This is a genomic window from Saccharothrix deserti (assembly GCF_009769385.1).
Taxonomy (GTDB): Bacteria; Actinomycetota; Actinomycetes; order Mycobacteriales; family Pseudonocardiaceae; genus Actinosynnema; species Actinosynnema deserti.
Map to the genome: position 1 here is coordinate 176,519 of NZ_ML775962.1, position 14,426 is coordinate 190,944.

Here is a 14,426-nt window from a genome sequence, read left to right on the forward strand (position 1 = left end):
GCATCAACCAGCAGCGATGGGAGCAAGCGTGTCGAGGTCCGTTCTGGTCACCGGCGGCAACCGGGGCATCGGTCTGGCGATCGCGCGGGCGTTCGCGGCGCAGGGCGACAAGGTCGCGGTGACGCACCGCGGCTCCGGCGCGCCCGAGGGCCTGCTCGGCGTCAAGTGCGACGTGACCAGCTCCGCCGAGGTCGACGCGGCGTTCACCGAGGTCGAGGCCGCGCACGGGCCGGTCGAGGTGGTCGTGGCCAACGCGGGCATCACCGACGACACCCTGCTGCTGAGGATGACCGACGAGCAGTTCACCCGGGTCCTCGACGCCAACCTGACCGGCGCGTTCCGGGTCGCCCAGCGCGCGTCCAAGGGCATGCTGCGCAAGCGCTACGGCCGGATCGTGTTCATCTCCTCCGTGGTCGGCCTCACCGGCGGCGCGGGCCAGGTCAACTACGCGGCCAGCAAGGCGGGCCTGGTGGGCGTGGCCCGGTCGATCGCCCGCGAGCTGGGCACCCGCAACATCACCGCGAACGTCGTCGCGCCCGGGTTCATCACCACGGACATGACCGACGCGCTGCCCGAGGAGCGCAAGAAGCAGATCCTCGCCCAGGTGCCGTCGGGCCGGTACGGCACGACCGAGGAGATCGCCGCCGCCGTCACGTTCCTGGCCTCCGACGCCGCCGCCTACATCACCGGCGCGGTGCTGCCGGTGGACGGCGGCCTCGGCATGGGCCACTGAGACCCACCGACTTCCCAGTACCAAGCACAACATTTCGGAGGACGTTTCAGTGACGGGACTGCTCGAAGGCAAGCGGCTGCTGATCACCGGGGTGATCACGGACGCGTCGATCGCCTTCCACGTGGCCAGGGTCGCGCAGGAGCAGGGCGCCCAGGTCGTGCTCACCGGCTTCGGCCGGATGACCCTCGTGGAGCGCATCGCCAAGCGCCTGCCGCAGGCCGCGCCGGTGGTCGAGCTCGACGTGCAGAACCAGGAGCACCTGGACACGCTGGCCGACCGGGTGCGCGAGCACGTGGACGGCCTCGACGGCGTCGTGCACGCGATCGGCTACGCCCCGCCGTCGTGCCTGGGCGCGCCGTTCATGGACGCGCCGTGGGAGGACGTGGCCACCGCCATGCACGTCTCGGCGTACTCCTACAAGGCGCTGGTGCAGGCCACCCTGCCGCTGATGGGCCGCGGCGCGTCGGTGGTCGGCCTCGACTTCGACGCGCGGCAGGCGTGGCCCGCCTACAACTGGATGGGCGCGGCCAAGGCGGCGTTCGAGTCGATCAACCGCTACCTGGCCCGCGACCTCGGCCCGCAGGGCATCCGGGTCAACCTCGTCTCGGCGGGCCCGGTGCGCACGATGGCCGCCAAGTCGATCCCCGGCTTCGCGGACCTGGAGTCCATGTGGGCCGAGAAGGCGCCGCTGGGCTGGAACGTGGACGACCCGACGCCGGTCGCCCAGTCGGTGTGCGGGCTGCTGTCCGACTGGTTCCCGGCCACCACCGGCTCGATGGTGTTCGTCGACGGCGGCGTGCACTTCCTCGGGCTCTGACACCCGGCGGCGCCTACTCGAAGCACCGAGTCCGGGTCGGCGTGATCGATCACGCCGACCCGGTTGTGCGGCCTCAGGGCGCCGGCGCGAGGATGTCGGGGTGAGTTACGACGCGCTGCTCTGGCTGTCCTTCGGCGGACCGGAAGGACCCGAGGACGTCCGCCCCTTCCTGGAGAACGTGACCCGCGGTCGGGGTGTCCCGCCCGAGCGGCTGGACGAGGTCGAGCAGCACTACCAGCACTTCGGCGGTGTGTCGCCGATCAACGCGCTCAACCGCGCCGCGATCGAGGCCGTGCGCGGCCTGGTCGACCTGCCGATCTACTTCGGCAACCGCAACTGGCACCCGATGGTCGAGGACACGCTGGCCGAGATGAAGGCCGACGGCGTCAAGCGCGCCCTCGTCTTCCCGACCAGCGCCTACGGCGGCTACTCGGCGTGCCGGCAGTACGACGAGGACATCCTCCGGGCGCGTGCGGCCGTCGAGGACGCCCCCGACCTGGTGAAGCTGCGCCAGTTCTTCGACCACCCGCTGTTCGTCGAGTCGTTCGCGGACGCCGTGCGCGACGCCGCGTCCCGCCTCCCCGTGGAGCCCGGTGACGAGTACCGCCTGGTGTTCACCGCGCACTCGGTGCCGGTGTCGGCGGACAAGGCCGCCGGACCGCCCGAGGACGGCGGCCACCTCTACTCGCGGCAGGTCGCCGAGGCGTCCCGGCTGGTCGCGGAGGCCGTCGGCGTGTCCGATCACGACGTGGTGTGGCAGTCGCGGTCCGGGCCGCCGCAGATCCCGTGGCTCGAGCCGGACATCGTGGACCACATCGAAAACCTGTACGACAAGGGTGTGCGGAACGTGGTGGTGTGCCCGATCGGGTTCGTCAGCGATCACCTGGAAGTGGTGTGGGACCTCGACACCGAGGCCCGTGAACGCGCCCAGGAGTTGGGCATGGGCTTCGCCCGCGCGGCCACGCCCAACGACGACCCGCGGTTCGCCCGGCTCGTGGCGGAACTCGTCGCCGAGCACCTGTCGGACGCACCCGTGCGCAAGCTGTCGGACTTCCCGGTCGCCGGGTGCACCACCAACGGGGCGTTCTGCGCCACGCGGTGCTGCGAGCCCGTGAAGCGGCCGACGCCGGGGCAGGGCGCGGGTCGATGAGCGTGGACTTCAGCTGGTCGCCCCGACCGGCGGACTGGCGTGACGCGCTGCGCATCGCGGTGCCGCTGTACCGGTGGGCGCCGTGGTTCGCCGCGGCGCTCGGCGTGCTGGGTGTCGTCGTGCTGGTGATGGGCATGACGTGGGCGGGCGTGTTCGGGCTCGCCCTCGCTGTGATCATCGTCGCACTCGTCCCGGTGGGCACCGCGGTGAACTTCCACAACCACCCGCTCGCGGCCAAGACGGTGACCGGCACCGCGGACGCGCACTCGCTGCGGATGTCCGTCGGCGAGGCGGCGCGCAGCGAGCTGAACTGGGCGGAACTGCCCGGTTGGGCGGAGACGGCGCGCGGTTTCGTGCTCAAGACCGGCACGACCGCGGTGTACGCCGTGCCGCACCGCGCGTTCGCCGACGACGACGCGGTGGCGGAGTTCCGCGCCCTGTTGGTGGAACACGTCGGCCCGGCGGCCTGACCCGTTCGGGTGCCCGCGTACCCTCGGTAGGCGTGTCCTGTGCGAGTGCGACGCTGGTCGTCTGGACGTCAGCCTGGCTGCATGGTGCGGCCGCGGCCGACGACGTCCTCGACGCCTTGGGGTTCTGGGCCGAGCTGCACGAAGTGGTCGCCGATGACGACGGCACCGCGACCGCGCTCGACCTGCCCGGCCCCGACGAGGTCCCGGTAGGCCCCGCGCTGCTGCTGGCGTCGCTGCGCCGTGCCTCGGCCACCACCGCCCGGTTGGTCATCCCCGTGCCCGGTGACGTCCGCGGGCTGGGCGGGAACGGTCCGCTCAACAAGTGCGCGCTGCGCGCGGGCCAGGCCGCCGTGCTGCCCGAGGTCGGCGTGGGCCTGGTGCCCAACCTGGTGGCCGACGGGGTGATGCGGTGGACGGTGTTCGACCTGCCGACCGCGCCCACCGCCGAGTACGTGCCGATCGGCGAGGCCGAGCACGGCCTGGCGTCGGCGATGCGCGAGGCCGCCACCGCGCTGGTGACGTTGGACGTGGCGCGGCACCGGCCGAACGTGCGGGCCGAGATCGCCGCGCTGTCCGCCGAGCACTCGAAGGTCGAGTGGCCCGCCGGGATGCCGCCGCGGGCGCTGCGGGTCCTCCAGCGGGCCGCCGAAGTCGCCGCGATCCTCACCGTGGCGGCTTCCGACGCGCCCGGCGGAGCCGTCTCGGCGACCGCGACGCGCGCCCGGGACGAAGCCCTGCGGCCGTTGTCCGAGGCCGTGCGGCGGGCTCGGCTCGCGGCGGTGGACGAGGCCGTCCGAGTCCTTTCGGACCAGGCTGCCGGCCGCCATTAGGCGGAATTGGTGGTCGAATATTCGGCAACCATTCGGTGATCTTCGAAATGGTCCGATTCCGGTATTGCGGGAGTCTGTGTCGAATATTCGACGGCGAACTGCTCCCGGGACACGTCGGGCAATAGGCTGAACAGGTGACCCGGTTCGCGGCCATTTGCGGTCCGAATCGATTCCGGGTGATTCCGAAGCGACAATCCGATCGGCTACCGAAGTGCTGAATCCGCAGGTCAGCGGCTTGGCGCAGGGTACGCGCACGGGTATAGATGCGGATTATGTCCAGGTCAACCCCTCGTCAACAGGACGTATCGTGCGTTACCGTACGTCTGGGAGCGCTCCCAGTCAGCCTTATCGGTCTTGCGTCGAATCCCGAGTCGGCGAGATGGGCTGGGAGCGCTCCCAGATGGCGGGTTGCTCGCAAGGAGGCGATGCATGAGTCTGCGCACGTTTGTACGTTCCCGGAAACTGACCGGGGCATTGGCGGTGACCTCGGTGGCGGCCCTGTCCGTTGCCGGGGTGGTGGCTTCAGGAGCCACCGCCAATGCAGCTCCCGGTTGCCGGGTCACGTATTCGATCACGAACCAGTGGCAAGGCGGATTCGGCGCCAACGTCACGGTCACCAACCTGGGTGACGCCATCTCCGGCGGTTGGACGTTGGAGTGGGACTTCGCTGCCGGCCAGACGATCCAGAGTGGTTGGAACGGCGTGTTCTCCCAGTCCGGGAGCCGCGTGACGGTCCGCAACCCCTCGTGGAGCCCCAGCCTGGGCACCGGCGCGTCGGTGACGCCCGGGTTCAACGGCTCGTGGACCGGGTCCAACCCGGTGCCCACGCAGTTCCGGCTGAACGGCACGGTGTGCACCGGGGACGTCGCTCCGACGTCGACCAGCACGTCGACCACCACGCCCACGACCACGACCACCGGTAACCCGAACCCGGGCACCCGCGTGGACAACCCGTACGTCGGCGCGGGCGTGTACGTCAACCCGCAGTGGTCGGCTCGTGCCGCCGCGGAGCCCGGTGGCTCCCGGATCGCGAACCAGCCCACGGGTGTGTGGATGGACCGGATCAGCGCGATCGACGGCAACGGCTCGCCGACCACCGGCACCATGGGTCTGGCGAACCACCTGGACGAAGCCGTCAAGCAGCTGTCCGCGAACCCCAACGGCCAGCTGGTCTTCCAGGTTGTGATCTACAACCTGCCCGGTCGCGACTGCGCGGCGCTGGCGTCGAACGGCGAGCTCGGCCCGAACGACCTGCCGAGGTACAAGACCGAGTACATCGACAAGATCGCGGGCATCCTCGCCCGGCCGGCGTACTCGAGGCTGCGGATCGTCGCGGTCATCGAGATCGACTCGCTGCCGAACCTCGTCACCAACGTCTCGCCGCGGGCCACGGCCACGCCGAACTGCGACACGATGAAGGCGAACCAGAACTACCAGAACGGTGTGGCGTACGCGGTGTCCAAGCTCGGCGACATCGCGAACGTCTACAACTACCTGGACTCCGGCCACCACGGCTGGATCGGTTGGAGCGACCCGGTTCCGGAGTACGACAACTTCCAGGCCTCGGCGCGGATGATGGCTTCGGTCATCGGCCGTGAGGGCGCCACGAAGGACGACGTCCACGGGTTCATCACGAACACCGCGAACTTCTCCGTGCTGGAGGAGCCGTTCTGGAAGGTCGACGACGTGGTCGGCGGCCGTCCGGTCAAGGAAGCCTCGAAGTGGGTCGACTGGAACGACCACAACGGTGAGCTCAGCTTCGCCACCGCGTTCCGCGACGAGTTGATCAAGAACGGCTTCAACTCCAACATCGGCATGCTGATCGACACCTCGCGCAACGGCTGGGGCGGTTCCGCCCGGCCGACGGCCAAGTCGACGTCGACCGACCCGACGACCTACGTCAACGAGTCGCGCATCGACCGCCGCATCCAGAAGGGCAACTGGTGCAACCAGTCCGGTGCCGGTCTCGGCGAGCGCCCCAAGGCCGCGCCGCGCCCGAACATCGACGCCTACGTCTGGATCAAGCCGCCGGGTGAGTCCGACGGTTCGAGCACCCAGATCCCGAACGACGAGGGCAAGGGCTTCGACCGGATGTGCGACCCGACGTACACCGGCAACCCGCGCAACGGCAACAACCTGTCCGGTGCGCTGGCGAACGCCCCGCTGTCGGGCCACTGGTTCTCGGCCCAGTTCCAGGAGCTCATGCGCAACGCCTACCCGGCGCTGTGACCATCGGCTGACTGGCACGACAGCTGACCGGTACGACAACTGGATGATCTCTGCACAACTCGTAGGCGGTGTCCGTTCCGGGCACCGCCTACGGGCGTTTATTCGCTTGCCGCCGGCCATAACGTGGCCCGAGTGGACGTAGAAGAGATCACCGCGCGGTTGGCCCTCCGGTTCGGCCCGTCGTTGCCGAGTGGTGTGCGCGGGTGCCGGAGGTGGCCGCCGACGCCGCCACCCGTTGGGAACTCGCGCTGGGCGAGGTGATGCCGCCCGGTGCGTCGTCGGTCGTGGTGGCCTGTGAGCGGTCGGACGGGGCGCACGCGGCGCTCAAGCTGAGCCCGGACGTCGGGTTCCTGGCCCAGCAGGCGGACGTGCTGCGCCTGTTCGCCCCGTCCGGACGCGTGCCCGCCGTCCTGGCGGAGGACCCCGGCGTGCTGCTGATGGAGGCGATCCAGCCGGGCACGATGGCCGACGAACTGCCGACGCCGCCGTCACCGGAGGAGTGGGCCGAGCTGGCGGCAGCCCTGCACGCCGTGTCCGAGCCTGACGGCGACCGACTCGACCTGCGCGACCGCTGCGAGGAGGCCTTCACCCGAATCGGCCGCCGCCTGGCCGATCCCGCCGTCGCCGCGCACATCACCGAGCGCACCTGGACCCGAGCCCTCCACCGCTGCCGCGCACTACTCGACACCCAGCCGCGCGTGCTGCTGCACGGCGACCTGCACCTGGGCAACGTCCTGGACGGAGGCCCGGACCGAGGTCTGGTGGCGATCGACCCGCGGGCGTGCGTCGGCGACCCGTGCTTCGACGTCGTGGACTACGTGCTGGACGCCGCCGGCCGCGAGGGCGTGGAGGCCAGGGGCATCCGCGTCGCCAAGGCCGCCGGCCTCGACCCCGACCGCCTGCACGACTGGTGCCGCGCGTTGGCCCCGATGATCGCCATCTCCCGCTTGGACGACGAGCCCGCCCTGACCGAACTCCTCACCCTGGCCCGCTGACGGGTCGACTCGGCGAATGCCTCGCTGATCCCCACGTGGCCAATAGTGGACGACATGATCACACAGCAGACCATCACGATGCGCGGCCGGAGCTTTTCCTGGGTCGACTTCGGCGGGCCCGGCCGGCCCGTCGTCGCGCTGCACGGGACCTTCGGCCGCGCGATCCAGTTCGGACAGCTCGCCCAGCGACTGGCGCCGGACTACCGGATCATCGCGCTCGACCAGCGAGGGCACGGGCTCTCCGAGAACGGCGGCACGTTCACCCGCGCCGATTTCGTCGACGACGCAGCCGAGTTCATCCGGCGCTTGTCGCCGGCTCCCGCGCTGGTCATCGGCCACTCGCTCGGCGGGGTCAACGCGCTCCAACTCGCCGCCTGGTACCCACACCTCGTCCACGCTCTGGTCCTGGAGGACACCCCGGTGGTCACGGACGAGTCCGAGCTGCCACATCCGGTGGTGGACACCAGCGGGTGGCCACCACCGGCCGCCACCCGGCAAGAGCTCGCCGAGAGCTTCGCGGCCATGGGCGTGCCCGCCATCGGTTACTTCCTGGACAGCGCGGTCGAAGGGGACGGCGGGTGGACCATGTGCTTCGACTACGCCGACATGATGGCCACCCAGCACGGGAACGTGGGCCGCTGGTGGGACGACTGGCTGGGCTCCACCCAACCCGCGACGTTGCTGCACGGCACGCTCAGCCCGCTGCTGTCGACGCGGCTCGCCGCGGAGATGGTCGCCAGGAGACCCGGCACGGAGCTGGTCGAGTTCCCCGGATGCGGGCATTGGATCCACCGCGACGACCCGGCCGGCTACACCCTCGCGATCCGAACCTTCCTCGACCGCCAGTGGTGATCAGGTGGTGTTCGGACCGAACTGCTCGCCCTGGCCCGCTGACGCCACCGCCTCCAGCGCTCGATGCCACGGATACGACTCCATCGCCTTCCCACCAGTGCGCGGCGGATGCGGCACGAAGCCGCCCTCACCGAACAACACGGCAACGCCGGACTCACGCAGTTCGGCAACGCTCCGCAGGAACACCCGATTGCCGGCAAGCGCCGTGTTCACGAACGGCAACACCGCGATCGGCAGGCCAAGCCCGGTCAGTTCGGCGAGCTGGGTGAGCACGTAGGTATCGGCAATCCCCGCCGCCCACTTGTTGATGGTGTTGTACGTGGCCGGCGCGACAATCACGGCTGCGGCTTTGGGCAAGCCCGGCTGCCCAGCGCGCTGGTGCCCGGTCCGCACCGGGTGTCCGGTCAGCGCTGCCAGCGCGTCGAGATCGAGGAAGTGCTCGACCGCCGACGGCGTGGCAATGCACCAGACGTCCCAGCCATCCGCTTGGGCGAGCTTCACCATGCGGTCGATGTGATCGGCCGGACCCGCACCGCAGACAATCAGGTAAAGGACCGGTGCCCTCACGCCTCAACCCCCGCTCGCTCGGCCATCTGCCGTACCAACTTGGCGGGCTCGCCAGTGGTGTTGTTCAAGAGCGACCTGAGGAGGCCGTGTGCCAACGGTCGGCAGCGCACCTCTTCGGAGGCGACCTGTTCGGCCTGTCCAAGCATCCGGACAGCCTGACGGTAATTGCCGACACCGGCGTGCGCCTCGGTGAGGTCGAGCAGGAAGTTCGCCCGGCGCTCGGCTGGTAGTGCCATGACCGAAGCCGGGTCAATGGTTTCGGCGAACTCCAGCGCTTGTCCGCCCTCGTGCAACCGCACCAAGGCGGATACGCGGTGGATCAGGGTGTTGGCCAGACCGAAGAACGTGTGGTGATCGTCGTAGCGCGGCTCGAACCTGAGCGTTGCGGCCATCGCTTCATCGTGCATTTCCCTGGCCAGGGCAGCGTCATCCTGGCGAGCTGCCGTAATCGAGGCCGCGAGGTAGAGCATTCCCTGTAGGGACAAGAGCTGTTTGGCATTGGTATCGACCTCGGGTCGCATCCGGTCGGCCATCGCCAACAGCACGACAATCGCTTGGCTTTGTTCGTGGGTGCTCTTCATGGCGCGGGCGGCACTGCGTGTTGCCCTGGCCATCGACCACGTGTCGTCAACGCCGAGGGCGGTGTGCATCGCCCGGTCGGCAGCCAGCCAGGCAACATCGTTGGCTTCGAACTTCAGCAGCATGGATGAAGCCAGACGGTAGGCGGTCACGAGTATCCGGCTGGCCTCGACGTAGTCGGCTCGGTCATTCGATTGCACGGCGGCTTGGGCGTCGCGCATGAGCTTGGGCAGATGGCGGGCGACAACCGTGAAGCGCGATGTCATCCAGGCGTGGTCGAGGTAGGAAGCCTGCCGTTTGACGTTGTCCACGCTGACCTTCTCAGCGGCGTGGACGGCCAGCCCGGGATAGGCCGCGAGGGCGGTACGGATGGCTCGGACTTCGAGAGCGTCCACGCAGTGCCGGGCGCGTTCGGCGCGGACGTGGTCGGTCAGCACGGCCGGGTCGATACCGAGCGCGTCGGCCACGATTTCGATCATGGGCAGGCGTACCAGCTCGCGGTCGCCTGATTCGACCTTGTCGAGCCACGACGTCGACCGGCCGACCATGTCGGCGAACTGCTTGCGGGACAGGTTCCGACGTCCACGCCAGTAGCGGACTCGTCCGCCGATTTCGTCTTTTGCGGCCTCCGTCATCACCGACTCCCTCGCCTTGACGTTCACCCAGTTCAGCGTAACGACGGGCCGTCGCACAGTTTGTACAACCTGTGTCAGCTGATCGTTCCTACGGTCCCACTGGCCCCAACGCCGAAGGCAATCATGAAGGAGCCAGTGACCATGACGCCCGTACGAAGCCATCCACAAGCCGCTTTGGACTACGCCGCGCTCGGTTGGCCCGTCATCCCCGGAGCCATCTGGCACAACGGACGCTTCGCCAATCCGGTGGACGAACAGCCCGTCACCAGTCCCTGTCTCCGGCCGGTCGAGGAAACGACCACCGATGCCGTGCTGGTGCGGGAGTGGTGGTCGGTTCCCGGCCCGCACGAGCCCAACGTCTTCACCGTGACCGGTTCGAGCCTGGGCGCGTTCATGGTGGCCGAGTCGCTGGTCATGGCCCTGGCGGAAAACCCCTGGTTCGCCGCTTTCCCGACGCCGGTGCTGTCCTTCCCGAACATGCCCATCGCCTACTTCCTGGTTCGGCCGCCCATGCCGTCGGTGCTGCTGAGCGCTGGGGCGCGGGTGCTGGATGCGGGGGTGCCGCTGCCCTTGCCGCCGAGCGCCCTTGAAACCACGCCGGTGATCTGGCTGGTCACCCCCGAACAGGCGGGCAACATGCTGATGCCCGGTGACGTGTTGGCCGACCTCATCCAGAGCTACGACAGGAAAACGGCGTGAACGACCTGACCGAGCCAGCAGCACGAACCACGACGGAACCGCTGCGGGAGGAGGAATTCGCCACGCTGGTGCACGAACTGGCGGCAGCCGAGGCCCCGTGGCTGTTCGCCATTGTGGAGGAGTACGGCGAAGCCGAAGACGCCCGCGTCGCGGGCTACGGCTTGGCCTACGCCGACCGGGCCGAGGTCGACTCCGTGGAAGGCGGCTTCCACCTCAGCTCCCGGAGTGCGGAGAACGCCCGGATGCTGTTCGAGATCAGCTCCCGGTCGGCGGGGACGCGCCGGGTGCACCTGGTGTGGCTGGACGAAACGGTCGGTTTCGGTGGCCCGACTCGCGCAGCCTGTGCCGCGCAGTCCACATCTTGATCTCTCGTGCGCGGTCTTCGCCAACTCGATTGTCGGTAGCCGAACCGGCGTCACCACGGCTTTCGTTACGCCCCCGTTGCGTTCCGCCCAGGTGGAGCTGCTCCACATCGACCGGCGGCCGAGAGGTGCGTAACTTCGGTGGAGTGACCTCTGAGCTCCCCACCACCGCCGGCGCCCTTCGTGCGGCAGGCCACCTGCCGCGCGGGGTGAAGGCCGAGATCCGGGAAAACCTGCTGGCCGCCCTGCGCGAGGGCCGCGACCCGTGGCCCGGCATCGTCGGCTTCGACCGCACCGTGCTCCCGCAGCTGGAGCGCGCCCTGCTCGCGGGCCACGACGTGGTGCTCCTCGGTGAACGCGGGCAGGGCAAGACGCGCCTGCTGCGCACCCTCGTCGGTCTGCTGGACGAGTGGACGCCGGTGATCGCGGGCGCCGAGTTGAACGAGCACCCGCTCGACCCGATCACGCCCGAGTCCAAGCGCCGCGCCCAGGAGCTGGGCGACGAGCTGCCCGTGACCTGGAAACACCGTGACGAGCGGTTCGCCGAGAAGCTGGCCACGCCGGACACGAGCGTCGGCGACCTGGTCGGCGACGTCGACCCGGTCAAGGTCGCGCAGGGCCGCAGCCTGGGCGACCCGGAGACCATCCACTACGGCCTGCTGCCGCGCTCGCACCGCGGCGTCATCGCCGTCAACGAGCTACCCGACCTGGCCGAACGCATCCAGGTCGCGCTGCTGAACGTGATGGAGGAGCGCGACATCCAGATCCGCGGCTACACGCTGCGGCTCCCGCTGGACGTGCTGCTGGTCGCCACCGCGAACCCCGAGGACTACACGAACCGCGGCCGGATCATCACCCCGCTCAAGGACCGGTTCGGTGCGGAGATCCGCACCCACTACCCGCTGGAGATCGGCGCCGAGATCGACCTGGTCCGCCAGGAGGCCGCCCTGGTCGCGGAGGTGGGCGACCACCTGCTGGAGGTCATCGCCCGGTTCGTGCGGCACCTGCGCGAGTCGTCCGCGATCGACCAGCGCTCGGGCGTGTCGGCCCGGTTCGCGGTCGCGGCGGCGGAGACGGTCGCCGCGAGCGCCCTGCGGCGCAGCGCGCTGATCGGGGAGAACCCGCCCATCGCCCGCCCGGTCGACCTGGAGTCGGTGCCCGAGGTGCTGCGCGGCAAGCTGGAGTTCGAGGCCGGCGAGGAGGGCCGCGAGCAGGAGGTGCTGACCCACCTGCTGCGTCGCGCGACCGCGGACACGGCGCGCTCGACGTTCGCGGGTCTCAGCCTGCGCCCGCTGGCCGAGCTGGTGTCCGACGGCCACCCGGTGGCCACCGGCGAACGCGTGCACGCGGGCGACCTGCTGGCCGCGCTGCCGGAGCTGCCCGTGCTGCACGAGGTGGCGAAGCGGGTCGGCGCGGGACCCAAGGACCCGGCGGGACGCATCGCGTCGGCCGTCGAGCTGGCGTTGGAATCGCTGTACCTCACCCGTCAGCTGTCCAAGGACAGCGACGACGACCGGACGGTGTACGGATGAGCAGGTACCGGTACGGCCGCTACGTAGACGGGCCCGACCCGCTGGCCCCGCCGACGGACCTGCGCGCGGCCATGGACGAGCTGGGCCGCGAGGTCATGGAGGGCTCCTCGCCCGAGTCGGCGCTGCGCGAGCTGCTGCGCCGCGGCCTGCCCGGCACGCGCGGTCTGGACGACCTGACCGCGCGGCTGTGGCAGAAACGCGCCGCGCTCACCAGGCGGAACCGGCTGGACGGCACGCTCCAGGAGATCCAGCGGCTGCTGGACCAGGCGTTGGAGGCCGAACGGGCGGCGCTGTTCCCCGACCCGGACGACGACGCGCGGTTCCGCGAGGCCCAACTGGACGCGTTGCCGCAGTCGACCGCGGCGGCGGTGCGGGAGCTGGGCGAGTACGACTGGCGGTCGCCGCAGGCCCGCGAGTCCTACGAGCAGATCCGCAACCTGCTCGGCCGGGAGCTGATGGACCAGCGGTTCCAGGGCATGAAGCAGGCCATGGAGAACGTCCGGCCCGAGGACGTGCAGCGCATCCAGGACATGCTGAACGACCTGAACGCGCTGCTCGCCGCGCACGCCGCCGGCGAGGACACGGCGGAGCGGTTCGAGGAGTTCATGCGCGAGCACGGCGAGTTCTTCCCGGAGAACCCGCGCTCGGTGGACGAACTGATCGACGCGCTGGCCGCCCGGTCCGCCGCCGCCCAGCGGATGATGAACTCGATGACCGACCAGCAGCGCGAGGAGCTGTCGGCGTTGTCGCAGCAGGCGTTCGGCAACTCCGGCGTCGGCTCGCAACTGTCCCAGCTGGACTCGTTGCTGCAGGGCCTGCGGCCGGGCGAGGACTGGGACGGGTCGGCGCGGTTCCGGGGCAACAACCCGATGGGGTTGGGCGAGGGCGCGCAGGCGATGGCGGACCTGGCCGAGCTGGACGCGTTGGCCGAGCAGTTGGCGCAGTCCTACCCGGGCGCGCGGCTGGAGGACATCGACCTGGAGGCGTTGGTCCGGCAGCTCGGCGGCGAGGCCGGGGTGGACGCGCGGCGGTTGGCCGAGCTGGAACGCGAGCTGCGGTCGCAGAACCTGCTGGAACGCGCGCCGGACGGTTCGCTGCGGTTGACGCCGAAGGCGTTGCGGCGGTTGGGCGAGACGGCGTTGCGCGGTGTCATCGACAGCGCGCGGGAGCAGGGGCAGCGGGACAACTCGTCGGCGGGCGCGGCCGGTGAGCTGATCGGGTCGACGCGGCCGTGGCAGTTCGGCGACACCGAGCCGTGGAACGTGCCGCGCACCGTCACGAACGCCGTGCTGCGGTCGGCAGGCGGTCCGGTGAAGCTGGACGTGGTGGACGTCGAGGTGAGCGAGACCGAGCAGCGGTCGCGCGCGGCGGTCGCGTTGTGCGTGGACACGTCCTGGTCGATGGTGCAGGACGGGCGGTGGGTGCCGATGAAGCGCACCGCGCTGGCGTTGCACCACCTGGTGCGCACCAGGTTCCGGACCGACGCGCTGGAGCTGATCACGTTCGGCCGGCACGCGGAGACCGTCGACATCGGGCAGCTGACCGCGTTGGAAGGGGTGTGGGAGCAGGGCACGAACCTGCACCACGCGCTGCTGCTGGCCGGTCGGCACGTGCGCAGGCACCCCGACGCCCAGCCGGTGGTGCTGGTGGTGACCGACGGCGAGCCGACCGCGCACCTGGAGGCGACCGGCGACGCGGAGTTCCACTACCCGCCGCTGGACCGGACCATCGGCAAGACGTTGATCGAGGTCGACTCCCTGGCCCGGCTGGGCGCGTCGATCACGGTGTTCCGGCTGGGTGACGACCCGAGGCTGACCAGGTTCGTGGACACGGTGGCCCGGCGGTCCGGTGGCCGGGTCGTCGCACCGGGGGAGGACGGTCTGGGCGCGGCGGTGGTCAGCGACTACCTGAGGTCCCGCAAGCGCCGTTGACAGGGGAGGTGGCGCGGACCCGACCGGGTCCGCGCCCCCCCGAGG

General features: G+C 70.1%; 14 protein-coding genes. 12 read left to right on the plus strand and 2 right to left on the minus strand.

All coding sequences use genetic code 11. The features are described from left to right. Nucleotides 1-28: 28 nt before the first annotated feature. The 8 genes from fabG to FM051_RS07815 all read left to right on the plus strand — a co-directional run bounded on the left by fabG (nt 29) and on the right by FM051_RS07815 (nt 8,076). Entirely contained in the window at nt 29-733 is a 705-nt protein-coding gene (gene fabG / locus FM051_RS07780) for a 3-oxoacyl-[acyl-carrier-protein] reductase (RefSeq protein WP_158842190.1), read from the plus strand. A 49-nt stretch (nt 734-782) separates the two neighbouring features. After that, nucleotides 783-1,550 (plus strand): enoyl-ACP reductase FabI, encoded by a 768-nt coding sequence (fabI, locus tag FM051_RS07785; RefSeq protein WP_158842192.1) that lies wholly within the window; start codon nt 783-785, stop codon nt 1,548-1,550. A 100-nt stretch (nt 1,551-1,650) separates the two neighbouring features. Beyond that, a complete protein-coding gene (locus FM051_RS07790; RefSeq protein ID WP_158842194.1) occupies nt 1,651-2,700 on the plus strand; it encodes a ferrochelatase in 1,050 nt (349 codons plus the stop codon). Further along, nucleotides 2,697-3,170, plus strand: a complete 474-nt coding sequence (locus FM051_RS07795; protein ID WP_158842196.1) for a YcxB family protein — start codon at nt 2,697-2,699, stop codon at nt 3,168-3,170. Before FM051_RS07790 ends, FM051_RS07795 begins: the two co-directional genes overlap by 4 nt. A 32-nt stretch (nt 3,171-3,202) precedes the next feature. Beyond that, nucleotides 3,203-4,000: a hypothetical protein gene (locus FM051_RS07800; RefSeq protein ID WP_158842198.1), complete on the plus strand. Its 798-nt coding sequence runs from the start codon at nt 3,203-3,205 to the stop codon at nt 3,998-4,000. 429 nt (nt 4,001-4,429) lie between these two features. After that, the gene (locus FM051_RS07805; protein ID WP_158842200.1) at nt 4,430-6,229 is read left to right on the plus strand and encodes a glycoside hydrolase family 6 protein; all 1,800 of its coding nucleotides are present in this window, start codon (nt 4,430-4,432) and stop codon (nt 6,227-6,229) included. Nucleotides 6,230-6,432: 203 nt separating this feature from the next. Continuing rightward, a complete protein-coding gene (locus FM051_RS07810) occupies nt 6,433-7,224 on the plus strand; it encodes an aminoglycoside phosphotransferase family protein (RefSeq protein ID WP_238412218.1) in 792 nt (263 codons plus the stop codon). A 54-nt stretch (nt 7,225-7,278) separates the two neighbouring features. Continuing rightward, on the plus strand, nt 7,279-8,076 hold the full coding sequence (locus tag FM051_RS07815) for an alpha/beta fold hydrolase (protein WP_158842202.1): 798 nt from the start codon (nt 7,279-7,281) through the stop codon (nt 8,074-8,076). Here the strand turns inward: FM051_RS07815 and FM051_RS07820 are convergent, their stop codons facing one another. Further along, nucleotides 8,077-8,643, minus strand: coding sequence for a flavoprotein (locus FM051_RS07820; RefSeq protein WP_158842204.1), 567 nt, complete (start codon nt 8,641-8,643; stop codon nt 8,077-8,079). It abuts the gene before it with no gap. Continuing rightward, nucleotides 8,640-9,884 carry a helix-turn-helix domain-containing protein gene (locus tag FM051_RS07825; protein ID WP_238412219.1) on the minus strand — a complete coding sequence of 415 codons (1,245 nt, stop codon included), beginning with the start codon at nt 9,882-9,884 and terminating at the stop codon, nt 8,640-8,642. The genes FM051_RS07820 and FM051_RS07825 overlap by 4 nt, the downstream gene beginning before the upstream one ends. Before the next feature lie 147 nt (nt 9,885-10,031). On the opposite strand from FM051_RS07825, the gene FM051_RS07830 reads away from it, so the two are divergent. The 4 genes from FM051_RS07830 (at nt 10,032) to FM051_RS07845 (ending at nt 14,381) form a co-directional block, all read left to right on the plus strand. Further along, the gene (locus tag FM051_RS07830; protein WP_158842206.1) at nt 10,032-10,556 is read left to right on the plus strand and encodes a bifunctional DNA primase/polymerase; all 525 of its coding nucleotides are present in this window, start codon (nt 10,032-10,034) and stop codon (nt 10,554-10,556) included. Then, a complete protein-coding gene (locus FM051_RS07835; protein ID WP_158842208.1) occupies nt 10,553-10,921 on the plus strand; it encodes a hypothetical protein in 369 nt (122 codons plus the stop codon). The genes FM051_RS07830 and FM051_RS07835 overlap by 4 nt, the downstream gene beginning before the upstream one ends. A gap of 143 nt (nt 10,922-11,064) precedes the next feature. Next, nucleotides 11,065-12,450 carry a sigma 54-interacting transcriptional regulator gene (locus tag FM051_RS07840; RefSeq protein ID WP_158842210.1) on the plus strand — a complete coding sequence of 462 codons (1,386 nt, stop codon included), beginning with the start codon at nt 11,065-11,067 and terminating at the stop codon, nt 12,448-12,450. Continuing rightward, on the plus strand, nt 12,447-14,381 hold the full coding sequence (locus FM051_RS07845; protein WP_158842212.1) for a vWA domain-containing protein: 1,935 nt from the start codon (nt 12,447-12,449) through the stop codon (nt 14,379-14,381). Before FM051_RS07840 ends, FM051_RS07845 begins: the two co-directional genes overlap by 4 nt. The last annotated feature ends 45 nt before the right edge of the window (nt 14,382-14,426 follow it).

Bases quoted from the DNA above. Each gene is read 5' to 3' on its own strand.
- FM051_RS07795 (WP_158842196.1), top strand. From the start codon at position 2,697: ATGAGCGTGGACTTCAGCTGGTCGCCCCGACCGGCGGACTGGCGTGAC.
- FM051_RS07805 (WP_158842200.1), top strand. From the start codon at position 4,430: ATGAGTCTGCGCACGTTTGTACGTTCCCGGAAACTGACCGGGGCATTG.
- FM051_RS07815 (WP_158842202.1), top strand. From the start codon at position 7,279: ATGATCACACAGCAGACCATCACGATGCGCGGCCGGAGCTTTTCCTGG.
- FM051_RS07845 (WP_158842212.1), top strand. From the start codon at position 12,447: ATGAGCAGGTACCGGTACGGCCGCTACGTAGACGGGCCCGACCCGCTG.